20 protein-coding genes and 1 tRNA gene are annotated in these 23,326 nt (G+C 60.3%); 6 read left to right on the plus strand and 15 right to left on the minus strand.

Translation table 11 applies throughout. The annotated features are described in order from the left end of the window. Window positions 1–71: 71 nt before the first annotated feature. Complete coding sequence (gene gltX, locus FFS13_RS04935; RefSeq protein WP_137817976.1) at window positions 72–1,553, minus strand: glutamate--tRNA ligase; 1,482 nt, start codon at window positions 1,551–1,553, stop codon at window positions 72–74. A gap of 79 nt (window positions 1,554–1,632) precedes the next feature. Beyond that, on the minus strand, window positions 1,633–2,553 hold the full coding sequence (locus FFS13_RS04940) for a LysR family transcriptional regulator (RefSeq protein ID WP_137817977.1): 921 nt from the start codon (window positions 2,551–2,553) through the stop codon (window positions 1,633–1,635). 105 nt (window positions 2,554–2,658) lie between these two features. Between FFS13_RS04940 and FFS13_RS04945 the strand changes: the two genes are divergently transcribed. The 3 genes from FFS13_RS04945 to FFS13_RS04955 are packed head-to-tail and all read left to right on the plus strand — an operon-like array spanning window position 2,659 to window position 6,188. Then, complete coding sequence (locus tag FFS13_RS04945) at window positions 2,659–3,705, plus strand: HlyD family secretion protein (protein WP_137817978.1); 1,047 nt, start codon at window positions 2,659–2,661, stop codon at window positions 3,703–3,705. 52 nt (window positions 3,706–3,757) lie between these two features. After that, the gene (locus FFS13_RS04950; protein ID WP_171006422.1) at window positions 3,758–5,245 is read left to right on the plus strand and encodes an MDR family MFS transporter; all 1,488 of its coding nucleotides are present in this window, start codon (window positions 3,758–3,760) and stop codon (window positions 5,243–5,245) included. 43 nt (window positions 5,246–5,288) lie between these two features. Then, window positions 5,289–6,188 (plus strand): EamA family transporter, encoded by a 900-nt coding sequence (locus FFS13_RS04955; protein WP_137817980.1) that lies wholly within the window; start codon window positions 5,289–5,291, stop codon window positions 6,186–6,188. 31 nt (window positions 6,189–6,219) lie between these two features. Here the strand turns inward: FFS13_RS04955 and uvrB are convergent, their stop codons facing one another. After that, window positions 6,220–8,235: an excinuclease ABC subunit UvrB gene (gene uvrB / locus FFS13_RS04960; protein ID WP_137817981.1), complete on the minus strand. Its 2,016-nt coding sequence runs from the start codon at window positions 8,233–8,235 to the stop codon at window positions 6,220–6,222. Between the two features lie 187 nt (window positions 8,236–8,422). Here uvrB and FFS13_RS04965 point away from each other — a divergent pair, with 187 nt between their 5' ends. Both FFS13_RS04965 and FFS13_RS04970 read left to right on the plus strand, forming a co-directional pair. Further along, window positions 8,423–9,619 carry an amino acid aminotransferase gene (locus FFS13_RS04965; RefSeq protein ID WP_137817982.1) on the plus strand — a complete coding sequence of 399 codons (1,197 nt, stop codon included), beginning with the start codon at window positions 8,423–8,425 and terminating at the stop codon, window positions 9,617–9,619. Window positions 9,620–9,686: 67 nt separating this feature from the next. Further along, window positions 9,687–9,762: transfer RNA gene (locus FFS13_RS04970), tRNA-Asn, on the plus strand. 109 nt (window positions 9,763–9,871) lie between these two features. On the opposite strand, the gene FFS13_RS04975 is transcribed toward FFS13_RS04970, so the two are convergent. The 5 genes from FFS13_RS04975 to rfbB all read right to left on the minus strand — a co-directional run bounded on the left by FFS13_RS04975 (window position 9,872) and on the right by rfbB (window position 13,950). After that, window positions 9,872–10,204, minus strand: coding sequence for a helix-hairpin-helix domain-containing protein (locus FFS13_RS04975; RefSeq protein WP_137817983.1), 333 nt, complete (start codon window positions 10,202–10,204; stop codon window positions 9,872–9,874). 377 nt (window positions 10,205–10,581) lie between these two features. Beyond that, complete coding sequence (gene rfbD / locus FFS13_RS04980) at window positions 10,582–11,457, minus strand: dTDP-4-dehydrorhamnose reductase (protein ID WP_137817984.1); 876 nt, start codon at window positions 11,455–11,457, stop codon at window positions 10,582–10,584. Window positions 11,458–11,459: 2 nt separating this feature from the next. Further along, window positions 11,460–12,002: a dTDP-4-dehydrorhamnose 3,5-epimerase gene (gene rfbC, locus FFS13_RS04985; protein WP_137817985.1), complete on the minus strand. Its 543-nt coding sequence runs from the start codon at window positions 12,000–12,002 to the stop codon at window positions 11,460–11,462. Next, window positions 11,999–12,877 (minus strand): glucose-1-phosphate thymidylyltransferase RfbA, encoded by an 879-nt coding sequence (gene rfbA / locus FFS13_RS04990; RefSeq protein WP_137817986.1) that lies wholly within the window; start codon window positions 12,875–12,877, stop codon window positions 11,999–12,001. Before rfbA ends, rfbC begins: the two co-directional genes overlap by 4 nt. Further along, window positions 12,874–13,950, minus strand: a complete 1,077-nt coding sequence (rfbB, locus tag FFS13_RS04995; protein ID WP_137817987.1) for a dTDP-glucose 4,6-dehydratase — start codon at window positions 13,948–13,950, stop codon at window positions 12,874–12,876. Before rfbB ends, rfbA begins: the two co-directional genes overlap by 4 nt. 361 nt (window positions 13,951–14,311) lie before the next feature. On the opposite strand from rfbB, the gene FFS13_RS05000 reads away from it, so the two are divergent. Further along, on the plus strand, window positions 14,312–14,521 hold the full coding sequence (locus tag FFS13_RS05000) for a hypothetical protein (RefSeq protein WP_256657821.1): 210 nt from the start codon (window positions 14,312–14,314) through the stop codon (window positions 14,519–14,521). 264 nt (window positions 14,522–14,785) lie between these two features. Here the strand turns inward: FFS13_RS05000 and ihfB are convergent, their stop codons facing one another. The 7 genes from ihfB to serC all read right to left on the minus strand — a co-directional run bounded on the left by ihfB (window position 14,786) and on the right by serC (window position 23,269). Further along, the gene (ihfB, locus tag FFS13_RS05005; RefSeq protein ID WP_137817988.1) at window positions 14,786–15,070 is read right to left on the minus strand and encodes an integration host factor subunit beta; all 285 of its coding nucleotides are present in this window, start codon (window positions 15,068–15,070) and stop codon (window positions 14,786–14,788) included. 152 nt (window positions 15,071–15,222) lie between these two features. Further along, entirely contained in the window at window positions 15,223–16,905 is a 1,683-nt protein-coding gene (gene rpsA / locus FFS13_RS05010; RefSeq protein WP_137817989.1) for a 30S ribosomal protein S1, read from the minus strand. 122 nt (window positions 16,906–17,027) lie between these two features. Further along, entirely contained in the window at window positions 17,028–17,717 is a 690-nt protein-coding gene (gene cmk / locus FFS13_RS05015; RefSeq protein WP_137817990.1) for a (d)CMP kinase, read from the minus strand. Further along, window positions 17,714–19,921 (minus strand): bifunctional prephenate dehydrogenase/3-phosphoshikimate 1-carboxyvinyltransferase, encoded by a 2,208-nt coding sequence (locus FFS13_RS05020; protein WP_256657822.1) that lies wholly within the window; start codon window positions 19,919–19,921, stop codon window positions 17,714–17,716. Before FFS13_RS05020 ends, cmk begins: the two co-directional genes overlap by 4 nt. A gap of 28 nt (window positions 19,922–19,949) precedes the next feature. Further along, window positions 19,950–21,062, minus strand: a complete 1,113-nt coding sequence (gene hisC / locus FFS13_RS05025; protein WP_137817991.1) for a histidinol-phosphate transaminase — start codon at window positions 21,060–21,062, stop codon at window positions 19,950–19,952. Between the two features lie 27 nt (window positions 21,063–21,089). Beyond that, complete coding sequence (pheA, locus tag FFS13_RS05030) at window positions 21,090–22,184, minus strand: prephenate dehydratase (RefSeq protein ID WP_137817992.1); 1,095 nt, start codon at window positions 22,182–22,184, stop codon at window positions 21,090–21,092. Continuing rightward, a complete protein-coding gene (serC, locus tag FFS13_RS05035) occupies window positions 22,184–23,269 on the minus strand; it encodes a 3-phosphoserine/phosphohydroxythreonine transaminase (protein WP_137817993.1) in 1,086 nt (361 codons plus the stop codon). Before serC ends, pheA begins: the two co-directional genes overlap by 1 nt. Between the last annotated feature and the right edge of the window lie 57 nt (window positions 23,270–23,326).

Here is a 23,326-nt window from a genome sequence, read left to right on the forward strand (position 1 = left end):
TATGCTGACAGAACAACTACTTACCCCGCCCCACCAGCACTAGCTAAAGCCTGTACGGGCGGAGCAGTGGGTCAGGCGATAGCCGCCAGCAGCTTTTCCCATTCCTTGGTTTCTTTCTTCGACACGCCACCCAACAGCTCGATAGCCTGACGCAGGCGGAAGCGCGTGAGGTCGGGGCCGAGAATCTCCATGGCGTCCAGAACCGATACTGAGCTGGCCTGACCACTGATCGCCACGAACATCAGCGGCATCGCATCACGCAGCTTCAGCTCCAGATGTTCGACCACCGCCTGGATGCAGGCGGTGATCTGGTCTTTCTGCCACTGACGCAAGGCTTCCAGCTTCCACAGGATCAGCTGCATGACCTGCCGCACCTGCTCTGGCGAGAGCTTCTTGTGCTCGAACAGCTTGGCCTCCAGCGGCAACGCACCGGCAAAGAAGAAGCCGGCCAGCGGCGCGATCTGACTGAGCGTCTCCACCCGCCCTTGCACATGCGGGGCAATCTTCATCAGGTATTCGGGGTTGAGCGCCCATTTCTGCACCTCTTTCGCAAACGCCTCGACGCTCAGCTCGCGCAGCCATTGGCCGTTCAGCCAAGAGAGCTTTTCCAGATCGAAAATCGGCCCGCCGAGAGAAACCCGCTGAATGTCGAAGTGCTCGATCATCTCGTCGAGGCTGAACTTCTCGCGCTCGTCCGGCATCGACCAGCCCATGCGGCCGAGGTAATTGAGCATCGCCTGCGGCAGAAAGCCCATGCGCTCGTAGAAGGTGATCGAAGTGGGGTTCTTGCGCTTGGACAGCTTGCTCTTGTCCGGATTGCGCAGCAGCGGCATGTAGCAGAGTTGCGGCTGTTCCCAACCGAAGTACTCGTACAGTTTGATCAGCTTGGGTGCCGACGGCAGCCACTCTTCGCCGCGCAGCACATGGGTGATGCCCATCAAATGGTCATCCACCACGTTGGCGAGGAAGTAGGTCGGTAGACCGTCGGTCTTCATCAGCACCTGCATGTCCATGCGATCCCAAGGGATCTCGACCTCGCCACGGAGCATATCCGGCACCACACAGACGCCTTCGGTCGGCATCTTCATGCGGGTCACATTCGGCTCACCCGCCGCCAGGCGCTGCTGCACTTGGTCTTTCGACAGCTGCATACAGAGGCCGTCGTAGCGCGGGGTTTCCTTACGGTCAGTCTGTTCCGCGCGCAGCTTGTCCAAGCGCTCGGTGGTGCAGAAGCAGTGGAAGGCATGGCCTTTTTCCACCAGCTCGGCGTTGTACTTCTGGTAGATCGGACCACGCTCGCTCTGCCGATAGGGGCCGTGCGGGCCGCCCACATCCGGACCTTCGCTCCACTCGATGCCCAGCCAACGCAGGGCGTCGTAAATCTGCTGCTCGGACTCGCGAGTCGAACGCACCTGGTCGGTATCTTCGATGCGCAGGATGAACTCACCGCCGTGCTGGCGAGCGAAGCACAGGTTGAACAGGGCAATGTAGGCGGTGCCAACATGCGGGTCGCCAGTCGGTGACGGCGCGATACGGGTACGGACGGTGGTCATTGAGAGTCTCGAATCAACGGATCAATTAAGGAGCCTCCGATTGACTCAAAGGCTCTCCGGCACATGGCTGTACCGTTCATTAAGGGGGCAATGTTAACAGGGGCTCCCCTGTGGGCTCCAGCAACTGCCCCTCTTCCAGCGGCAGGCTACGCATCAGGAAATCCAGGAAGGCTTTCACCTTCATCGCCTGGAAGCGTCGCGATGGATAGACCGCATACAGTTCACCGATCGGAAGCCGTGCCTCGGGCAGCAGTTCGATCAGTTGGCCACTCTGCACCATCGCCTCACTGATCATCACCGGCAACCCGGCGATCCCGGCTCCCGCCAATACCGCTTCACGGGCGAAGGTGATGTTGTTACAGGACAGCACACGCTGGCAGGGAATGCTTTCACCGAGCAGCGGCCAGTAACGCGGCGAGTCTTGCGGCAAGAGGATGGCGCGATGAGCGGCCAACTGCTCGACCGTCGCCGGCACGCCATGGGCCGCTAGGTACTCGGGACTGGCACACAGGCGCCGACTGCTGGCAAAGAGTTTGCGCGCGATCAGCGTTGAGTCCTGCGGCTGGCCTAGCAGAATGGCGATGTCCACGCCCTCTTCCACCGGGTCGACGTGACGCGAGGTGATCTCGGCCTCCGCCGTAATCTGCGGGTATTGACGCATAAACGCGCCGAGCACCCGGCCGAGGAACAACTGACCGAACTCGATCGGCGCGGTGATCCGCAGCAAACCGGAAGGCTCCTGCTGTAGCTGCATGACGGCCTGCTCGGCCTCGGCAAAGTCCAGCATGATCTGCCGGCAACGCTCGTAGTACGCCTGACCGACCTCGGTCAGGCGCAATTTGCGTGTGGTGCGGTTCAGCAGGCGCACGCCGAGGCGCTCCTCCAACAGGGCGATACGGCGGCTGACCGTGGACTTCTGCATTCCCAGACCCAAGGCGGCCTGGGTGAAGCTGTGGCACTCCACCACCCGGGTAAAGATCAGCGCATCATCAAGCCCCATTATTGTTCCCCATAAGCAACAAAGTTTCTGAATTCTAGCGTCTACATACTTAGAAGGAACACTGTTAGATTCACTTACACTTTTGCCCGCACTTCGAGCACTCGCATGCCAGCCCAACTGCAACGCCGCTTATTTATTTTCCTTGCCGCGCTTGGTCTGATCGCCCTCGCCTTCTTCGCGCACTGGTTCTTTATTGACCGATTTGTCGAAAGCACCGACAACGCCTATGTGCAGGGCGAGATCACACGTATCTCCAGCCAGCTCAGCGCGCGCATCGACAAGGTTCTGGTGCAGGACAATCAGCACGTGCAAAAAGGCGAACTGCTGGCGGTTCTGGAGGCCGACGACTTTCGCCTTGCCGTCGAACGCGCGCGTGCCAACCTGGCGACCCGCGAGGCCGAACAGGCTCAGGCGCGAAGCAAACTGACCCAACAAGCCAGCCTGATCGCCGCCAGCCGGGCCGATGTCTCGGCGACCCAGGCCACCCTTGACCGTACGCAAATGGACCTGTCCCGCGCTCAGACCCTGCGCAAACCCGGCTACGTCTCCGAAGAGCGCGTCACTACCCTGGCCGCCGATAGCCGCGTGGCCCGCTCGCAAGTGAGCAAGGCCGAGGCCGACTTGCAAGCACAACGCCAGCAGATCAACTCGCTTGACGCCGAAATCAAACGCCTCGACGCACAGATCGCCAACGCCCGCGCCGAGCTCGCCCAAGCCGAGCTGAACCTCGGCCGTACCGAAATCCGCGCGCCCATCAGTGGCCTGGTTGGCCAGCGCGCCTCGCGCACCGGTCAGTACGTACAAATAGGCGCCTACTTGATGTCGCTGGTGCCGGATGAAGACATCTGGATCCAGGCCAACTTCAAGGAAACCCAGATCGGCCCGATGCAGCCCGGACAAAAGGCCGAGCTGGTGTTCGACGCCTATCCGGATACGCCGATCGACGGCACGGTCGAAAGCCTGTTCGCCGCCTCCGGCGCGCAGTTCAGCCTGCTGCCTCCAGACAACGCCACCGGCAACTTCACCAAGGTGGTGCAGCGTATTCCGGTGAAACTGACCTTTGCCGCCGACAACCTGCTGAAGGGCAAGATTCGCCCCGGCATGTCCGTGACGGTCAAGGTCGACCTCAAGGCCGGCGACAGTGGCAGCTGATGCGCTGATCCGCCCTACCGGCGAGCCGAGCCGCCGCGACTGGATCGCGGTAATGAGCGCCATGCTCGGCGCCTTTATGGCGGTGCTGGATATCCAGATCACCAACTCATCGCTGAAGGACATCCAAGGCGCACTCTCCGCGACCCTGGAGGAAGGTTCGTGGATCTCCACCTCCTACCTGGTGGCCGAGATCATCATGATCCCGCTCACCGCCTGGCTGGTGCAGTTACTCTCCGCACGGCGCCTGGCGGTCTATGTCTCGATTGGCTTCCTGATCGCCTCCCTGCTCTGCTCGATGGCCTGGAGCCTGGAGAGCATGATCGTCTTCCGCGCCCTGCAAGGCTTTACCGGCGGTGCGCTGATCCCGCTGGCGTTCACCCTGGCGCTAATCAAACTGCCGGAACAGCACCGCGCCAAAGGCATGGCGCTGTTCGCACTGACCGCCACCTTCGCCCCCTCCATCGGCCCCACGCTCGGCGGCTGGCTGACGGAAAACTTCGGCTGGGAATACATCTTCTATATCAACGTGCCGCCGGGGCTATTGATGATCGCCGGGCTGCTCTATGGCCTGGAAAAGAAGGCGCCGCACTGGGAGCTACTGAAAAGCACCGACTACGCGGGCATCCTCACGCTGGGGGTAGGCCTCGGCTGCCTACAGGTGTTTCTCGAGGAAGGCCACCGTAAAGATTGGCTGGAGTCCAGCCTGATCGTCGGCCTCGGCAGCATTGCCCTGGTCAGCCTGATGACCTTCGTGATCCTGCAGCTGTCCAAACCCAACCCACTGATCAACCTCGGCATCTTGCGCAACCGCAACTTCGGCCTCTCGAGTATCTCCAGCATAGGGCTGGGGGTTGGCTTGTACGGCTCGATCTATCTGTTGCCGCTCTACCTGGCGCAGATCCAGGGCTACAACGCCATGCAAATCGGCGAAGTGATCATGTGGATGGGCATTCCGCAGCTGTTCTTGATTCCGCTGGTGCCGAAGCTGATGAAGATCATTTCACCGAAATGGCTGTGCGCGCTGGGCTTTGGCTTGTTCGGCTTCGCCAGTTTTGCCTCTGGCGTGCTGAACCTGGACTTTGCCGGCCCGCAGTTCAACCAGATCCAGCTGATACGCGCGCTCGGCCAGCCACTGGTGATGGTGACTATCTCGCTGATCGCCACGGCCTACATCCTGCCGCAGGATGCCGGCTCGGCCTCCAGCCTGTTCAACATCTTGCGTAACCTCGGCGGCGCCATCGGCATCGCGCTGCTGGCCACCCTGCTCGACAGCCGCGCCAAGACCTATTTCGACTATCTGCGCGAAGCCATAGTCCCGAGTAACCCGCAAGTCGCCGAACGCCTGACCCTGCTGACGGAAAAGCTCGGCAACGAACAGGCGGCGCTGGGCAAGCTGAGCGAGATCGCGCACCAGCAGGCGGCGATCATGGCTTACAATGACGCCTTCCATTTTGTCGGCATCGCGCTCGGCATCAGCATGCTCGCCGTGCTGCTGACCCGTTCGCTGCCGGCTGGCGTCCAAGGCGGCGCTGCTCACTAACCACGCGCCGGTGCAACCCGGCGTGTGTCTTCCCAGGCTCCCCATGTCCGCAACTGCTTCCCGCGCCCGCTCGCTGCTGCTGATTGGTGCGTTCGCCGCTATTTATATCGGCTGGGGTACCACCTACCTGGCCAACCACTTCCTGCTGCGCGAATTGCCGCCCTTCGTCATTGCCACCTTGCGCTTCTTCTTCGCCGGCAGCCTGGCCTTGGCCTGGGTGCTGCTCAGTGGCCAGGCGCGCATGCAACGCAGTGACTGGGGCGGTGCCTTTATTGGTGGCTTGTTGCTGATCACGGTCGGCCAGGGCGCGCTGCTTTATGCCAACCAGTACCTGCCCACCGGCTTGCTGGCGATGCTCTACACCACCCTGCCACTCTGGAGTGTGGCGCTGGAGTGGCTGCTCGGCGACCGTCCACCGCCCTGGGTGCTCTGCGGCCTGGCGCTGGCCTCGGGCGGCATTGTGCTGCTGATGAACAATGGCCTGGGCAGTGCGGCAACCGCCCAGCAGTGGTTTGCCGGCAGCCTGGTGGTGATCGCCACGCTGCTCTGGGCCATCGGCGCCTGGTGGCTGCGCAGCCGCCCGTCGTTTCGCTCCAACTGGCTGGGGATGAGCCTGCAAATGCTGATCGGTGCGGCGCTGCTCGCGCTCTTCGGGCTGTGGCGTGGCGACTGGCAGGGCGCGCAGTTAGCCGAACTCACCCGACAGGGCTGGCTATGGCTGGCGTACTTGGTACTGCCGGTCAGCCTGGGGGTGTATCCGGCGTATTTTTGGCTACTACGCGAAGTACGGCCGAGCCTGGTGTCGACCTTCGCCTTCGTCAACCCGCTGATTGCCCTGCTGCTCGGTTATCTGCTGCTGGATGAGAGCCTGAGCCTCACTGCCCTGCTGGCGTGCCTGGTGACGCTCGGCGGGGTAATGCTGATCATTTTCGGTCGCCGTTGAGTCTTACCCTCGACAGACACCCAGGTAAGTCTCACACCTGCAGCAGGCGCTCGCGCAGCTTCTGGATCTCGTCGCGCATTTGCGCGGCGGCCTCGAACTCCAAGTCGCGCGCCAACTGATACATCTTTTCCTCCAACTGGCGAATGCGCTTGGTGATTTCACTCGGCGAGCGCAGTTCGTTTTCGTAGCGGGCGCCCTCTTCCGCCGCCTTCGCCATGCCCTTGCGCTTGGTGCTGCGCGAGCCGGGGACATGGGCACCTTCGAGGATGTCCTGAACGTCCTTCTTGACCCCTCTGGGCGTGATGCCGTGCAACTCGTTATGGGCAATTTGTTTGTTGCGCCGCCGCTCGGTCTCGCCCATCGCCCGCTCCATCGAGCCGGTGAGGCGATCGGCATAGAGAATCGCCCGACCGTTGAGGTTACGTGCGGCACGACCGATGGTCTGGATCAGCGAACGCTCGGAACGGAGGAAACCTTCCTTGTCCGCATCGAGGATCGCCACCAGCGACACCTCGGGCATATCCAGGCCCTCGCGCAACAAGTTGATGCCCACCAGCACGTCGAAGGCACCGATGCGCAGGTCGCGGATGATCTCCACGCGCTCGACGGTATCGATATCCGAATGCAGGTAGCGCACGCGCACACCGTGGTCGGCCAGGTAGTCGGTCAGATCCTCGGCCATGCGCTTGGTCAGCGTGGTGACCAACACCCGCTCCTCTAGCGCGACGCGCTTTTTGATCTCCGACAGCAGGTCATCCACCTGGGTGGTGGCTGGGCGCACTTCGATCTGTGGATCGACCAGGCCGGTTGGCCGCACCACTTGCTCGATCACCCGGCCGGCATGCTCGGCCTCATAGTTGCCCGGCGTCGCGGAAACAAAGATGGTTTGCGGGCTGATCGCCTCCCACTCATCGAAGCGCATCGGCCGGTTGTCCAGCGCCGAAGGCAGGCGGAAGCCGTACTCGACCAGCGTTTCCTTGCGCGAACGATCGCCTTTGTACATGGCACCGACCTGCGGCACGCTGACGTGGGATTCGTCGATCACCAGTAGCGCGTTGGCCGGCAAATAGTCATACAGGGTCGGCGGCGCCTCGCCCGAACCTCGGCCGGAGAGGTAGCGCGAGTAGTTTTCGATGCCGTTGCAGTAACCCAGCTCGAGGATCATCTCCAGATCGAAACGGGTACGCTGCTCCAAACGCTGCGCCTCCACCAGCTTGTTGGTACTGCGCAGGTATTCCAGACGCTCCTTCAACTCCACCTTGATGTTTTCCACCGCCTCCAGCAGCTTCTCCCGCGGGGTCACGTAGTGGCTCTTGGGATAGAGGGTGTAGCGCGGTAGTTTGCGTAGCACCTCGCCGGTCAAGGGGTCGAAGGCGGCGATGTTCTCCACCTCCTCGTCGAACAGCTCGATGCGGATGGCTTCCAGATCCGATTCGGCGGGGAACACATCGATCACATCGCCGCGCACGCGAAAAGTCGCGCGGGCGAAGTCCATGTCATTGCGGCTGTACTGCAGATCGGCCAAACGCCGCAGCAACGCGCGCTGATCCATTTTGTCGCCGCGGTCGATATGCAGCACCATCTTCAGGTACGACTCGGGATCGCCCAAACCGTAGATGCACGACACCGTGGTGACGATGATCGAGTCCGGCCGCTCCAGCAGCGCCTTGGTCGCCGACAGGCGCATCTGTTCGATATGGTCGTTGATCGAGGCGTCCTTCTCGATAAAGGTATCGGAGGACGGCACGTAGGCTTCCGGCTGGTAGTAGTCGTAATAGGAAACGAAGTACTCCACCGAGTTATTCGGGAAGAAGCTCTTGAACTCGCCATAGAGCTGCGCCGCCAGGGTTTTATTCGGCGCCAGCACCAGAGTCGGGCGCTGCACCTGAGCGATCACATTGGCGATGCTGAAGGTCTTGCCGGAACCGGTCACCCCCAGCAAGGTCTGGTGCGAAAGCCCGGCTTCCAGGCCTTCCACCATCTGTCGAATAGCCTCGGGCTGATCACCGGCCGGCTGAAACCGGGTCACGAGTTGAAACTGCGACATAACCTACCTCGACAAATGGTTGTGACGCGGCCGTAGAGCCTGCGTCAAACCTGGCGAAAAGCGTGCGTGCGATATCGCCGCACACAACCTTGGCCGCTATAATAGCGGCCCACTTGCGCAACCCCCTAGCATCAGTCGTAGCGGGGTGTTGCTTGGCTTCCCACCCTCCTCTTCGAGCTGCCGCATCATGAGTTTGTTCTCTGCCGTCGAAATGGCTCCGCGCGACCCCATCCTGGGCCTAAACGAAGCGTTCAACGCCGACACTCGCACCACCAAGGTCAACCTGGGCGTAGGTGTCTATTACGACGAGCAAGGCCGTCTGCCGCTGCTGCGCGCCGTGGAAGCAGCGGAGAAGGCCCGCCAAGCCGCTCACGCCCCGCGCGGCTACCTACCGATCGAGGGCATTGCCGCCTACGACCAGGCGGTGCAGAAGCTGTTGCTTGGTGCCGAGAGTCCGTTGCTGGCCGCCGGCAGGGTGATCACCACTCAGGCCGTGGGCGGCACCGGCGCACTGAAAAGCGGCGCCGACTTCCTCAAACGCCTGCTCCCGGACGCAGTCGTCGCCATCAGCGACCCGAGCTGGGAAAATCACCGCGCGCTGTTCGAGGCCGCCGGCTTCCCCGTGCAAAATTATCGCTACTACGACGCCAGCAGCCACGGCGTCAACCGTGCGGGCCTGCTGGAAGACCTGCAAGCCCTGCCGCCACGCTCGATCGTGGTGTTACACGCCTGCTGCCACAACCCGACCGGTGTCGACCTCAGCCTGGACGACTGGAAACAGGTCCTCGAAGTGCTGCGCGAACGTGAGCATGTTCCCTTCCTCGATATCGCCTACCAAGGCTTTGGCGATGGTATCGAGGAAGACGCCGCCGCCGTGCGCCTGTTTGCCGAATCTGGGCTGTGCTTCTTCGTCTCCAGCTCCTTCTCCAAATCCTTCTCGCTGTATGGCGAGCGAGTTGGCGCGCTGTCCATCGTCACCGAGTCGAAAGAACAAGCGGCTAAGGTGCTCTCGCAGGTCAAACGGGTGATCCGCACCAACTACTCCAACCCGCCGACCCATGGTGCCACCGTGGTCGCCGCAGTCCTGAACAGCCCCGAACTGCGCGCCCTCTGGGAAGAGGAACTGGGCGAAATGCGTACGCGCATTCGTGCCATGCGGATGGCCCTGGTCGAACAACTGGCCGCGCAAGGCGCCAAACGCGACTTCAGCTTCGTCGCCCGCCAATGCGGCATGTTCTCCTACTCAGGCCTGACCGCCGAGCAAGTCGAGCGCCTGAAGAACGAGTTCGGCATCTACGCCGTGAGCACCGGCCGCATCTGCGTTGCCGCGCTGAACAACAGCAACCTGAATGCCGTCACCAGCGCCATCGCCAAGGTACTCTGAAACAGCTGAAGGGAAGCTGGCGAAAGCTTGACTTCCCCTTCTTAATCAGTAGGATACGCACCGTTGTTCCGCGATAGCTCAGTTGGTAGAGCAAGTGACTGTTAATCACTGGGTCCCTGGTTCGAGTCCAGGTCGTGGAGCCAAATTCAAAACCCAGCCAATGGCTGGGTTTTTTTATTCCTTCAGGGAAACTAAAAGACCGGTCAATGACCGGCCTTAGTTACTGCACATCGAGTTACTGCCCCTCGCGACTTAGTTGAGGTTCAACTTGTCGCGATTTTTCTCCAGCGTCGCCGCACCAATCCCCTTCACCTCCAGCAACTCATCCACCGAAGCAAATGGGCCGTTAGTTTCGCGATGAGCAATGATGGCCTGCGCCTTAACCTCACCAATACCAATCAACTCACGCTCCAGCGTGGCCGCATCGGCAGTATTGAGATTAACCTTACCGACCTCGGCCACTTTAGAAGCCTGAGTGACAGCCGGCTTAGCCGAGTCAACCTTAGGTGGCTCTGCTGCAAAAGCGCTAACAGAAAGGCTGGTGAGCACAGCAAACAAGAGGGAAGAGACTTGTCCTTTAAGCATGATGAAGCTCCATTTATTTAGAGGTTAACGCGGTACTTCCTTGAGCCGCGCCCATCAACTTAGCTCCTGCCTAGCGCTTGTCAAATCCCCGCCTGACTATGGCCCCACTCGGCGCTGCTGATGAATCAATGGACTTGCACCTCTAGACCCAGGACGACCTCAGCCCCCTCGGCACGAGCTCTTTGAGTTAGGCATTTTCGCTGTCTGCAAGAACCTTAGCGGCGGCGGGCCTGCTCCTACAGTATTCGTGCAGCACCCACCTGACCACCGGGGGCCACTGAGCTGAGCCTGGTAAATAATCAGGTAAACCTTACGATCCGCGCAGAGAAGATAAGCCCGTACAAGAGCGCGTGAATAATACTGCTGTGCAGGCGGAACTAAGCTAACTCACGCAAAACTGTGGCCAGCTCGACTCTCCAGTCAGCCTGAGCAATGCGATATACATTTTTTAGCTTATTGCAATCGAGCACCGACCACGCAGGTCGTTTGGCAGGCGTCAGATAGTCTGCCGTGGCAATGGCCCGCACATGCGGCAGACGCTCCAGCAGCTCTAGCTCTTGCGCCTGGCGGAAAATCTCCAGGGCGAACTCATGCCAGGTACAAGCCGGCGTACCGCTGAAATGGTAGGTGCCCCATTGCAACGCGCCGCGGTCACGGTACTGACTGGCCAGACTCCAGAGGACCGAAGCAATGCTGGCAGCCGAAGTCGGGCAGCCATGCTGATCGGCCACCACGCCCAGTTCTTCGCGCTCGAGCCCGAGGCGCAGCATGGTTTTGACGAAGTTGTTACCATGCGCACCGAACACCCAGCTGGTACGCAAGATGATGTGCCGACTGCAGTTGGCTGTCAGCACCACTTCGCCGCCCAGCTTGCTGGCTCCGTACACACCAGTAGGCCCGGTCGGGTCGGTTTCCCGATACGGCTCGCGGGCGTCACCGGCGAACACGTAGTCGGTGGAAATATGCAGCAGCGCAATGCCCAGTCGCTCGGCGGCAATCGCTAGGTGAGCCACACCGTCACGGTTCACCGCCCAGGAGCGCTCCTGTTCGCTCTCGGCCTTATCCACAGCGGTGTAGGCTGCCGCATTGATGATTAGCTGTGGCTGCACCTCATCGACGACGGCAGCCACTTGCGCGGCATCGGCAATATCCAGCTCGGTCGAGCCCATGCCCACGGTATCGAAGCCTTCGGGTGCTAGGCGAAGCAACTCATGGCCAACCTGGCCACGGGCACCGGTAATCAGTACACGCATGTTCAGTCCTTTTTGCCCAGTAGCTGGCGTAAGGTTGGGTTACGCTGATCCTTAGTCGACAGCTGCGGCGCCTCCACCGGCCACGGGATGTTGACATCCTGGTCGTTCCACATCAGTCCGCCTTCATCCTCGGCAAAGTACAGGTCGGTGCACTTGTACTGGAAGTCAGCAACCTCGCTGAGCACGCAGAATCCATGGGCATAGCCCGGCGGCACCCAGAGTTGGCGATGGTTCTCGTCGCTCAGCTCGACGCCGACGAACTGGCCGCAGGTCGGCGACTCGGGATTAATGTCCACCGCCACGTCATACACCGCGCCACGGCTGACGCTGACCAGCTTGCCCTGTGGCCGGGTGCGCTGAAAATGCAGCCCACGCAGCACGCCACGTTGCGAGCGCGAGTGGTTGTCCTGCACGAACGGCAAATCGATCCCCGCCTCGCGATAACGCTCGACCTGGAAAGACTCAAGGAAAAACCCACGATGATCGCCAAACACCTTCGGCTCGATGATCAATACGCCCGGCAGTGCTGTCTCGATTACCTTCATCGCACAACCGCCTGGCTCAGCAGGCGCATCAAATATTGGCCGTACCCCGTCTTGCTCAGCGCCTCCGCCTGGCCTGCCAACTGCTCTGCAGACAACCAACCCTGGTGGTAGGCGATCTCTTCCAAGCAAGCCACTTTCAGCCCCTGGCGGGTCTCGATGGTCTGCACGTAATGGCTGGCCTCCATCAGGGAGTCGTGAGTACCGGTATCCAGCCAGGCGAAACCACGGCCCAGCAGGCTCACATGCAAATCGCCGCGTTGCAGGTAGGCATTGTTCACATCGGTGATTTCCAGCTCGCCACGGGCAGAAGGTTTCACCTGCTTAGCAATCTCCACCACCGAGTTGTCATAGAAATACAGTCCGGTCACCGCATAGTTAGACTTTGGCGCCTTGGGCTTCTCCTCGATGGAGATCGCCTTGCCGGCCGCATCGAACTCCACCACACCGAAGCGCTCCGGGTCATTGACGTGATAACCGAACACCGTAGCCCCACGCTCCCGTTGCGCCGCCTCGCGCAGCATGGCGCTGAAGCCATAACCGTAGAAAATGTTGTCGCCGAGGATCAGGCAGACTCTGCTGTCGCCAATGAACTCCTCGCCAATCAAAAAGGCCTGAGCCAGCCCATCTGGAGACGGCTGCTCGGCATAGCTCAGCTCAATACCGAAGTCGGAGCCATCCCCCAGCAGCTTGCGGAAGTTGGGCAGATCTTCCGGGGTGGAGATGATCAACACCTCACGAATGCCAGCCAGCATCAGCACCGATAGCGGGTAATAGATCATTGGTTTGTCGTAGATCGGCAGCAGTTGCTTGGACACGCCACGGGTGATCGGATGCAGGCGGGTGCCGGAGCCGCCGGCGAGGATAATACCTTTCATACTTGTTCTCCCAAACGTCCCAGACGGTAATCGCCACTCAACACACGCTGCCACCACTCGCGGTTATCCAGATACCACTGCACGGTCTTGCGGATACCACTCTCGAAGGTTTCCTGCGGTTTCCATCCCAGCTCACGCTCGATCTTGCTCGCATCGATGGCGTAACGCCGATCATGCCCCGGCCTATCCTGCACAAAGGTAATGAGCTCTTTGTAGGAGCGGGTTTGCCCACGATCACCCTCTGCAGTCACGGGCACGAACTCATCCAACAGCTCACAGATGATCTCCACCACCTCGAGATTGCGCTTCTCGTTATGCCCGCCGATGTTGTAGGTCTCCCCTACTTTGCCTTTGGTCACGACCTCAACCAGCGCCCGGGCATGATCCTCGACAAAGAGCCAGTCGCGAATCTGCGAACCATCGCCATACACCGGCAACGGCTTGCCATGAACGGCATTGAGGATCATGTGGGGGATCAGCTTTTCCGGAAAATGGAACGGCCCATAGTTGTTCGAGCAGTTGGTCACCAACACCGGCAAGCCATAGGTACGCTGCCAGGCGCGGACCAGATGATCCGAACCGGCCTTGGAGGCGGAATACGGAGAGCTGGGTGCATAGGGCGTGGTTTCGGTGAATAGATCATCCGTACCGTCCAGGTCACCATACACCTCGTCGGTGGAAATATGGTGGAAGCGGAACGAGCCCTTCTCGTCTGCCAGCAAGGCATTCCAGTAACGACGAACCGCTTCGAGCAAGCTGTAGGTACCGACGATATTGGTCTGGATAAAATCAGCCGGCCCGTCGATGGATCGGTCCACATGGGACTCGGCCGCCAAGTGCATCACTGCGGTGGGTTTGAACGCGGCAAACACTGCATCCAGCGCAGCCCCGTCGCAGATATCCACCAGATGGAAACGGTAACGTGGCGAGTCGGATACTGAAACCAGCGATTCGAGATTACCGGCATAGGTGAGCTTGTCGAGGTTGGCGACCTCATATTGGGTGTTCTGGATCAGGTGGCGAACCACAGCAGAGCCGATAAAGCCGGCGCCGCCGGTCACGAGAATTCGCATTAATTTGTCCCCTTATGATCTTTATCCCAAAAACTCTTATGCATGCTTGGCTTCTTAAGCCTTAATGGGAAGGTGCCGCCCAAAAAAGCTCCTCACTGAATCCCGTGGAGGTCGCAAAAAAGAACGGCAATTTGAGTGAAGATGTTTGTGCGACCAAACCTCTAAACCCAAACCGCCGTTCTGATGCCAAATGCCACTGTTTTCCTTCCATTCCGGGAGGGTTTTCTGTCGTTTCTGTTGAGCCTGAGGCTGATTTTCTCAAAATCGAACTAATCGCCATCCAAAACTCATCCCGCTACGCAGTGGCTGCCAGCAGCCCTGCTCATTTGTTCATGAGTACTGTACGCGGCAAATCCGCGACCTGCCGATCCTCGGGCGCACGGTGCAATTGAGCGTTGCGCTCAGGCGCGTCGCCTGCAGAACCTGCGGCCAAAGGAAGGAGCTCGTCAGTTGGCTGGATCGCTATGCTCGCCTGACCCGACACTTGGCGGAAGCGGTGCTCAGTGGCACATCCGCTTGCCGACCCGGGCGGAGCTGTGTCTGCACTGGGATACCGTACGACTACTGCTAGACCAGCCATCAGTAAGGCGACAGAAGTGCAGCACCCCCGGCAATCGCCGAGGAAGGTTGAGAAGCCGCCAGCCCAAAGCAAACCAGCTGCCCGTTGCTGGCTTTTCAAACCTGGAACACGCAATTAATGCCACAAGCATGAGGCACACGATCAACTCAATGGCAAGACTTTGAATTTTACGCTTGAGCAGCCTGCGAACTCACAGGACATGTGTTTGCTCGGCCGTCGGCCTGGGGGACTGCAAGCAGAACACACCCAATCGAGCTAATCATCTTCATTAACTCGGTCACGCAACTCTTTCCCAGGCTTGAAATGAGGCACGAACTTGCCATCCAAACGCACCGACTGCCCCGTCTTCGGGTTGCGACCAACGCGAGGCGCACGGAAATGCAGGGAAAAGCTGCCAAAGCCGCGTATCTCTATGCGATCGCCCGTCGCCAAGGCCTGGGACATTTGTTCCAGCATGGTCTTGATCGCCAGCTCCACATCCTTGGATGAAAGGAGCCCCTGATGGGTGACGATTCGTTCGATCAACTCCGACTTGGTCATGGTTTTCCCTTCGTTTTCAAGCGGCTAGATCAGCTCTAAGAAGGTTTTAGCATGACCAAAGAGCTTTGAACAGCCCCCAAACCATCTCCAGGCCATTGATCTAAAAACAAAAAAGGGCGACCGAAGTCGCCCTTTTTGGGATGGATCAGGGATTAGCCCTGATTGCCCATTTGCGCACGAATCAGATCACCAATGGTGGTCGGACCGGAAGATTCAACTTCCTGCTTGTTGCGCATTTCTTTGATCGCTTCTTTCTCTTCTTCAACGTCTTTCGACTTGACCGACAAGCTGATTACGCGGCTCTTACGGTCGACGCTGATGATCTTGGCTTCGACCTCTTCGCCTTCTTTCAGCACGTTGCGCGCATCCTCAACGCGGTCACGGCTGATTTCGGAGGCTTTCAGCACAGCTTCGATGCCTTCGGCCAGAGTGATTACAGCGCCTTTGGCGTCAACTTCTTTAACGATACCGCGCACGATGGTGCCTTTATCGTTAACAGACACGTAGTTGGAGAACGGATCGTCTTCCAGCTGCTTGATACCCAGGGAGATACGCTCGCGCTCCGGATCAACCGACAGAATCACGGTGTCCAGCTCGTCGCCCTTCTTGAAACGACGTACGGCTTCTTCGCCCACTTCGTTCCAGGAGATGTCGGACAGGTGAACCAGGCCGTCGATGCCGCCATCCAGACCAATGAAGATACCGAAATCGGTGATCGACTTGATGGTGCCGGAGATTTTGTCGCCCTTGTTGAACTGACCGGAGAAATCTTCCCACGGGTTAGTTTTGCACTGCTTGATGCCGAGGGAGATACGACGACGCTCTTCGTCGATATCCAGAACCATGACTTCCACTTCGTCGCCAACTTGTACGACTTTGGACGGGTGGATGTTTTTGTTGGTCCAATCCATCTCGGACACGTGCACCAGGCCTTCCACGCCTTCTTCCAGCTCTGCGAAGCAGCCGTAGTCGGTCAGGTTGGTTACACGCGCGGTAACGCGAGTGCTTTCTGGGTAACGAGCCTTGATAGCAACCCATGGGTCTTCGCCCAGTTGCTTCAGACCCAGGGAGACGCGATTGCGCTCGCGGTCGTACTTCAGCACTTTCACATCGATCTCATCGCCAACGTTGACGATTTCGGACGGATGCTTGATGCGCTTCCAAGCCATGTCGGTGATGTGCAGCAGGCCATCGACGCCACCCAGATCGACGAATGCGCCGTAATCCGTGAGGTTCTTGACGATACCTTTGACTTGCTGACCTTCCTGCAGGGATTCCAGCAGAGCTTCGCGCTCGGCGCTGTTCTCGGCTTCCAATACGCTGCGGCGGGAAACGACAACGTTGTTGCGCTTCTGGTCGAGCTTGATAACTTTGAACTCGAGCTCTTTGCCTTCCAGGTGCGTGGTGTCGCGCACCGGGCGAACGTCAACCAAAGAACCTGGCAGGAACGCACGGATGCCGTTAACGTCGACCGTGAAGCCGCCTTTAACCTTACCGTTGATAACGCCCTTAACCACTTCTTCAGCTGCGAAAGCCGCTTCCAGAACGATCCAGCACTCGGCACGCTTGGCTTTTTCACGGGACAGCTTGGTTTCGCCAAAGCCATCTTCAACCGCGTCCAGCGCAACGTGAACTTCGTCACCGACCTTGATGGTCAGCTCGCCAGCATCGTTATAGAACTGCTCGAGCGGGATGACGCCCTCGGACTTCAGACCGGCATGAACAGTGACCCAGTCACCATCGATGTCGACCACGATACCGGTAATGATGGCACCCGGCTGCATGTCGAGGGTCTTTAGGCTTTCTTCAAAGAGTTCCGCAAAGCTTTCGCTCATGTTGATTCCTGATTGATCTAGGGCGAAAAATACGCCCAGCTTCCACATCCCAGACAATGTGGGTTTCGTTTATTTAAAAGCAGGCTGCGGGGCTATGACTGGTTTCCCACATGCCTACTTGGTCATCCGGCGAGGTCGCGATTGGCGACTTCACTCAGAATGCGTTCCAGCACCTGCTCGATCGAGAGTTCCGTGGAGTCCAGCTGAATGGCGTCAGGCGCCGGTTTGAGCGGCGCTACCGCTCGCTGGGTGTCACGCTCATCGCGCGCACGAATCTCGTCTAGCAGACTCGTAAGATTAACATCATCCCCCTTGGCCTTCAACTGCAAGTAGCGGCGACGGGCACGCTCCTCGGCGCTGGCGGTCAGGAAGATTTTCAGCGGCGCCTCGGGGAAAACCACGGTGCCCATATCGCGCCCATCGGCCACCAGACCCGGCGCCTCGAGAAAAGCACGCTGACGCTGCAGCAGGGCATCACGGACCGCCGGCAGGGCTGCGACTTGCGAAGCACCGGCACCCACCTGCTCATTGCGGATGGCGTCGGTCACCTCTTCACCCTCGAGAATGATGCGTTGCGGCTGAGCATTGGTCGCCGCAATGAATTGCACATCCAGATGAGCGGCAAGCACCTTCATCGCTTCTTCGTTGGTCAGATCGACGCCATGGTTACGCGCCGCGAAGGCCAGCAAACGATAGAGCGCGCCAGAATCCAGCAGACTCCAACCCAGTTTTTTCGCCAGCAGACCCGCCACCGTACCCTTGCCGGAACCGCTCGGACCGTCAATCGCAATTACCGGAACCTGGGCGCTCATGACTTAGCCTCTTCACTCACACGAATACCGACTTGCGCGGCCAAGCCGAGGAAGTTCGGGAAAGAGGTCGCGACGTTGGCGCAATCGTGGATGCGGATGGGAGCAGTCGCGCGCAGCGAGGCAACACTAAAGGACATGGCGATACGGTGGTCGCCATGGCTGTGCACTTCACCGCCGCCGATGGCGCCGCCATCGATGATGATGCCGTCCGGCGTCGGCTCGACTTTGACGCCCAGCGCCAGGAGACCATCGGCCATGACCTGGATACGATCGGATTCCTTCACCCGCAGCTCTTCGGCACCGCGCAGCACGGTACGGCCCTCGGCGCAGGCCGCGGCAACGAACAACACCGGAAATTCATCGATAGCCAAGGGCACCAGATCTTCCGGGATCTCGATACCCTTCAGCTTGGCCGAACGCACGCGCAGATCCGCAACCGGCTCACCGCCAACCTCACGTTGATTCTCGAGGCTGATATCCGCCCCCATCAGGCGCAGGATATCGATCACACCGGTACGCGTCGGGTTGATGCCGACATGCTCCAGAACCAGCTCGGACTCTTCGGCAATGCTGCCGGCGACCAGGAAGAAGGCTGCCGAGGAGATATCAGCCGGCACTTCGATATGGGTCGCGGTCAACTTGTGGCCAGACTCTAGGGTAGCCGTGCTGCCATCGACCGAAACCGGGTAACCGAAGCCACGCAACATCCGCTCGGTATGATCACGGGTTGGCGCCGGCTCGGTGACGGCGGTTTCACCGGCAGCATAGAGGCCCGCCAGCAGCAGGCAGGATTTAACCTGGGCGCTGGCCATCGGCATCGCGTAATTCATCCCGGACAGGCGCTGGCCGCCGCGAATGGTCATGGGCGGACGGCCTTCCGCGGCGGTTTCGATCACCGCCCCCATCTCGCGCAGCGGTTTGGCCACGCGGTTCATTGGCCGCTTGGACAGCGAGGCATCGCCAGTCAAAGTGGTATCGAAGGACTGTGCAGCCAGCAGACCGGAGAGCAGGCGCATCGAGGTGCCGGAGTTGCCCAGATAGATCGGGCCAGGCGGCGCCTGCAAACCATGCAGGCCAACCCCATGAATGGTCACACGGCCATGATGCGGGCCTTCGATGACCACACCCATGTCGCGAAACGCCTGCAAGGTTGCCAGCGCGTCCTCACCCTCGAGGAAACCTTCCACCTCGGTCGTGCCTTCGGCCAGGGAGCCGAGCATGATCGAGCGGTGAGAGATGGATTTGTCACCCGGTACACGAATCCGCCCGGACAGGCGACCACCAGGATTGGCCAGGAAAATCAGGTCGTTGGTGTTCATAGCGTCCATATAGGCCCGACGGGCCAGAATTTTGCTGAAATGCTCGCGGGCCACACGGGCGCGGGTAAATACGCCCAAGAGCTGGTGCCCGTCCCCTGCGTCGACCGCGGCGCGCAAGGCGTCGAGGTCACCGCGAAATGCATCCAGAGTGCGCAATACCGCCTCTCGATTGGCGAGGAAGATGTCATGCCACATCACCGGGTCGCTGCCGGCGATCCGCGTGAAATCACGGAAACCGCCCGCGGCGTATCGAAAAATCTCCAAGTTCTCACTGCGCTTGGCCAGCGAATCCACCAGACCGAACGCCAGCAAATGCGGCAGGTGGCTGGTGGCGGCAAGCACCTCATCATGATGCTCGACCGCCATATGCTCGACGTCCGCACCCAACTCGCACCAGAGTCGATCAACCAGCGCCAGCGCCGTGGCATCGGTCTGTTCCAGCGGCGTCAGGATCACCTTATGGCGACGGAACAGCTCCGCATTGGAGGCCTCCACCCCGCTCTCTTCGGAGCCGGCAATCGGGTGGCCAGGGACAAAGCGCGACGGCAAACCGCCAAAGGCCAGACGTGCGGCGCGCACCACATTGCCCTTGGCGCTGCCGACATCCGTCAGCACCGCGTCACCCAGGTCGAGCTTGGCCAGCTCGACCAGCAGCTTCTCCATGGCCAGGATAGGCACCGCCAGCTGGATCACCTCGGCGCCCTGACAAGCGGCGGCGAGCTGCTCTTCGCAGCGGTCGACCACACCCAGCTCGACCGCCAGGCGGCGCGACTCCGGATCGAGATCGACGCCCACCACCTCACGGCAGAGCCCTCGCTCGCGCAGACCCTTGGCAAAGGAGCCGCCGATCAGGCCGAGCCCCACTACTACCAGGCGGCCGATCATAGGTTCAGTCTGTTGCGCCGGCATGACATCAGACACTCGCCAGCACCTTGTTCAGCGCGTCGAGGAAGCGGGCATTTTCCGCCGGCAGACCGATGGAAATACGCAGGTAGGTCGGCATGCCGTAGTTGGCCACCGGACGCACGATCACGCCTTCACGGAGCAGCGCCTGAAAGAGCGGCGCAGACTCACGACCGAGATCGACGGCAATAAAGTTGCCCTTGGACGGAATCCAGCTCAGTCCCAGCTGGCGGAAACCCTCTTCCAGCTGCGCCATGCCGGCATCATTGAGCCGCCGGCTGTGCGCCAGGTAGTCCGCATCCTCCAGCGCCGCGCAGGCAGCCGCCAGCGCCAGGCTATTGACATTGAAGGGCTGGCGCACGCGATTAAGCACGTCGGCAATCGCTACCGAGGACACACCATAGCCAACCCGCAGCGCCGCCAGGCCGTAAGCCTTGGAGAAGGTACGGGAAATCAGCAGATTGGGATGGCCAGCCAGATAATCGAGACCATCCGGCAGCTCACCGCCTTCGGCGTATTCGATATAGGCCTCGTCCAACACCACCAGCACATGCCCAGGCACGCGAGCCAGGAAGTCGGCCAGCGCAGCCGGGCCGAACCAGGTACCGGTCGGGTTATTCGGGTTGGCGATGAAGACCACGCGGGTATTGGCATCGATCGCCGCCAGCATAGCCTCGAGGTCATGCCCCCAGTCCTTGGCCGGCACCACACGGCCCTCCGCACCCACTGCCTGGGTGGCGATGGGATACACGGCAAAGGCGTGCTCGCTGAACACGGCATTCAAACCCGACGCCAGATAGGCACGGGCGACCAGCTCGAGGATGTCGTTGGAGCCATTGCCCAGGGTGACCTGATTGACCTTCACGCCACAGCGTACGGCGAGCAGGCTCTTCAGCGCAAAGCCATTGCCATCCGGGTAACGAGTCAGCTCGGCCACAGCCTCGCGAATGGCCGCCAGGGCTTTCGGGCTGGGCCCGAGCGGATTTTCGTTGCTGGCCAACTTGACGATAGTGGCTGGATCGAGATCCAGCTCACGCGCCAACTCGTCAACCGGCTTTCCCGGGACGTAAGGCGAGAGTTTCTGCACGCCAGGCTGGGCCAGGGCGAGGAAGTCGCTGCTCATGGGCTCTCCTCAGAGAATCGCTTGGGGTCAAAGAACGGCTTTCGGGTAGGAACCCAGCACCTTCAGCGCTACAGCTTCCTGACTGATCTTCTCCAGCACATCCTTGATCAGCGGATCACGGTGGTGGCCGGCGAAGTCGATGAAGAACACGTAGGTCCACTTGCCGCTGCGCGACGGGCGAGTCTCGATCCGGGTCAGGTCGATGCCATTGGCATGGAACGGCACCAGCAGCTCATGCAGCGCACCCGGCTTGTTGCGCATGGACGCAATGATCGAGGTCTTGTCGTCACCGGTAGGCGGCACTTCCTGGCTGCCGATGATCAGAAAGCGCGTGGAGTTATCCGGACGGTCTTCGATCTTCTCAGCCAACTTGGTCAGGCCATACAGGCTCGCCGCCATATCGCCGGCAATCGCCGCCGAATTCCACTCGCTTTTCACCCGCTTGGCCGCATCGGCATTACTGGAAACCGCCACGCGCTCGACATTCGGGTAATGCGCGTCCAGCCATTTGCGGCACTGCGCCAGGGACTGGGCATGGGAATAGATGCGGGTAATGCGGTCGGTCTTGGTGGTATCGCCGACCAGCAGGTGATGGTGAATACGCAGTTCGACCTCGCCACAGATCACCATGTCGTGCTCGAGGAAGCTGTCCAGCGTGTTGTTGACCGCGCCCTCGGTGGAGTTCTCCACCGGCACCACCCCGAAATTGACTGCACCGGCGGCCACTTCACGGAACACTTCGTCGATCGCCGCCATCGGCACGCTGATCACCGCATGGCCAAAATGCTTCAGCGCGGCCGCCTGGGTAAAGGTGCCTTCCGGCCCGAGGTAGGCAACCTTGAGCGGCTGCTCCAACGCCAGGCAGGAGGACATGATTTCGCGGAACAAGCGCGCCACTTCCTCATTGTCCAGCGGCCCCTTGTTGCGATCCATGATGTGCTTGAGCACCCAGGCTTCGCGCTCGGGACGATAGAACACCGGCTTCTCGCCTTCCGGCAACGCCAGCATCTTCACCCGCGCCACTTCCTGGGCGCAGCTGGCGCGATCACTGATCAGGTCGAGAATCTTCTCATCGAGGCTGTCAATGCGCACCCGCAGGGCTTTCAGCTCTTGCTCGGACATCAGCCGTGCTCCTTCTCGAACTCCGCCATATAGGCCACCAAAGCCTCCACGGCATCGAGACCGACGGCGTTATAAATAGAGGCGCGCATGCCGCCCACCGAACGGTGACCTTTCAGGTTGAGCAGGCCACGGGCATCGGCACCAACCAGGAATGGCTGATCCAGCCGCTCGTCAGCCAGGCGGAACGGCACGTTCATCCAGGAGCGGGCGTTTTTCGCGATCGGGTTGCTGTACAGCTCACTGGCATCGATGACGCCGTAGAGCCGGTCTTTCTTGGCGCGGTTGCGCCGCTCCATCGCCTCGACCCCGCCCTGCTCCTTCAGCCACTCGAACACCAGGCCCGAGAGATACCAGGAGAAGGTCGCCGGGGTGTTGTACATGGAGCCGTTATCCGCGGCGACCTTGTAGTTGAGCATGGTCGGGCAACTGGAACGGGCACGCCCGAGCAGGTCTTCGCGGACGATGACGACCACCAGGCCGGACGGGCCGATGTTCTTCTGCGCACCTGCATAGATCAGGCCGAATTTCGACACGTCGATGGCACGCGAGAGGATGTCCGAGGACATATCCACCACCAGCGGCACATCACCAACCTCAGGGATCCAGTCGAATTCCAGACCACCGATAGTCTCGTTGGAGGCGTAATGCAGATAGGCGGCATCTTTGCTCAGTTGCCACTCGTTCTGCCCAGGAATCGCAAAGTAGTCGTAAGCCTTGGCGCTGGCGGCCACGTTGACGTTGCCGAAGCGGCGCGCCTCTTCGAGGCTTTTCTTCGACCAGATGCCGGTGTCGATATAATCCGCAACGCCCTCTTCCGGCAGCAGGTTCAGCGGAATCTCGGCGAACTGCTGGCTGGCGCCGCCCTGCAGGAACAGCACTTTATAGTTCGAGGGGATGGCGAGTAGGTCACGCAGGTCTTGCTCGGCTTTTTCGGCGATCGCCACATACTCGTCGCTGCGATGACTCATCTCCATCACCGACAGGCCTTTACCCTGCCAATCGAGGAGTTCCGCCTGGGCGCGTTGCAGTACAGCTTCGGGCAGCGCGGCCGGGCCGGCGCAGAAGTTAAAGGCTCGCTTGCTCACATCCACTCTCACTTGTAGGGCGAATAACGCGCAGCGTTACCCGCCGATATGGCCTGG

This window comes from Pseudomonas sp. 2FG, assembly GCF_005502935.1.
In the GTDB taxonomy this organism is placed as follows: Bacteria; Pseudomonadota; Gammaproteobacteria; order Pseudomonadales; family Pseudomonadaceae; genus Aquipseudomonas.

What these genes read in the sequence shown, in the direction of transcription:
- rfbD (WP_137817984.1), bottom strand. Translation starts at nt 11,457, where the DNA reads ATGCGTGTACTGATTACCGGTGCCCGTGGCCAGGTTGGCCATGAGTTG.
- FFS13_RS04975 (WP_137817983.1), bottom strand. Translation starts at nt 10,204, where the DNA reads ATGCTTAAAGGACAAGTCTCTTCCCTCTTGTTTGCTGTGCTCACCAGC.
- FFS13_RS04955 (WP_137817980.1), top strand. Translation starts at nt 5,289, where the DNA reads ATGTCCGCAACTGCTTCCCGCGCCCGCTCGCTGCTGCTGATTGGTGCG.
- ihfB (WP_137817988.1), bottom strand. Translation starts at nt 15,070, where the DNA reads ATGACCAAGTCGGAGTTGATCGAACGAATCGTCACCCATCAGGGGCTC.
- uvrB (WP_137817981.1), bottom strand. Translation starts at nt 8,235, where the DNA reads ATGTCGCAGTTTCAACTCGTGACCCGGTTTCAGCCGGCCGGTGATCAG.
- FFS13_RS04945 (WP_137817978.1), top strand. Translation starts at nt 2,659, where the DNA reads ATGCCAGCCCAACTGCAACGCCGCTTATTTATTTTCCTTGCCGCGCTT.
- cmk (WP_137817990.1), bottom strand. Translation starts at nt 17,717, where the DNA reads ATGAGCGCCCAGGTTCCGGTAATTGCGATTGACGGTCCGAGCGGTTCC.
- rfbB (WP_137817987.1), bottom strand. Translation starts at nt 13,950, where the DNA reads ATGCGAATTCTCGTGACCGGCGGCGCCGGCTTTATCGGCTCTGCTGTG.
- rfbC (WP_137817985.1), bottom strand. Translation starts at nt 12,002, where the DNA reads ATGAAGGTAATCGAGACAGCACTGCCGGGCGTATTGATCATCGAGCCG.
- hisC (WP_137817991.1), bottom strand. Translation starts at nt 21,062, where the DNA reads ATGAGCAGCGACTTCCTCGCCCTGGCCCAGCCTGGCGTGCAGAAACTC.
- FFS13_RS04950 (WP_171006422.1), top strand. Translation starts at nt 3,758, where the DNA reads ATGAGCGCCATGCTCGGCGCCTTTATGGCGGTGCTGGATATCCAGATC.
- rfbA (WP_137817986.1), bottom strand. Translation starts at nt 12,877, where the DNA reads ATGAAAGGTATTATCCTCGCCGGCGGCTCCGGCACCCGCCTGCATCCG.
- FFS13_RS04940 (WP_137817977.1), bottom strand. Translation starts at nt 2,553, where the DNA reads ATGGGGCTTGATGATGCGCTGATCTTTACCCGGGTGGTGGAGTGCCAC.
- pheA (WP_137817992.1), bottom strand. Translation starts at nt 22,184, where the DNA reads ATGTCCGAGCAAGAGCTGAAAGCCCTGCGGGTGCGCATTGACAGCCTC.
- FFS13_RS05020 (WP_256657822.1), bottom strand. Translation starts at nt 19,921, where the DNA reads ATGATCGGCCGCCTGGTAGTAGTGGGGCTCGGCCTGATCGGCGGCTCC.
- FFS13_RS04965 (WP_137817982.1), top strand. Translation starts at nt 8,423, where the DNA reads ATGAGTTTGTTCTCTGCCGTCGAAATGGCTCCGCGCGACCCCATCCTG.
- gltX (WP_137817976.1), bottom strand. Translation starts at nt 1,553, where the DNA reads ATGACCACCGTCCGTACCCGTATCGCGCCGTCACCGACTGGCGACCCG.
- rpsA (WP_137817989.1), bottom strand. Translation starts at nt 16,905, where the DNA reads ATGAGCGAAAGCTTTGCGGAACTCTTTGAAGAAAGCCTAAAGACCCTC.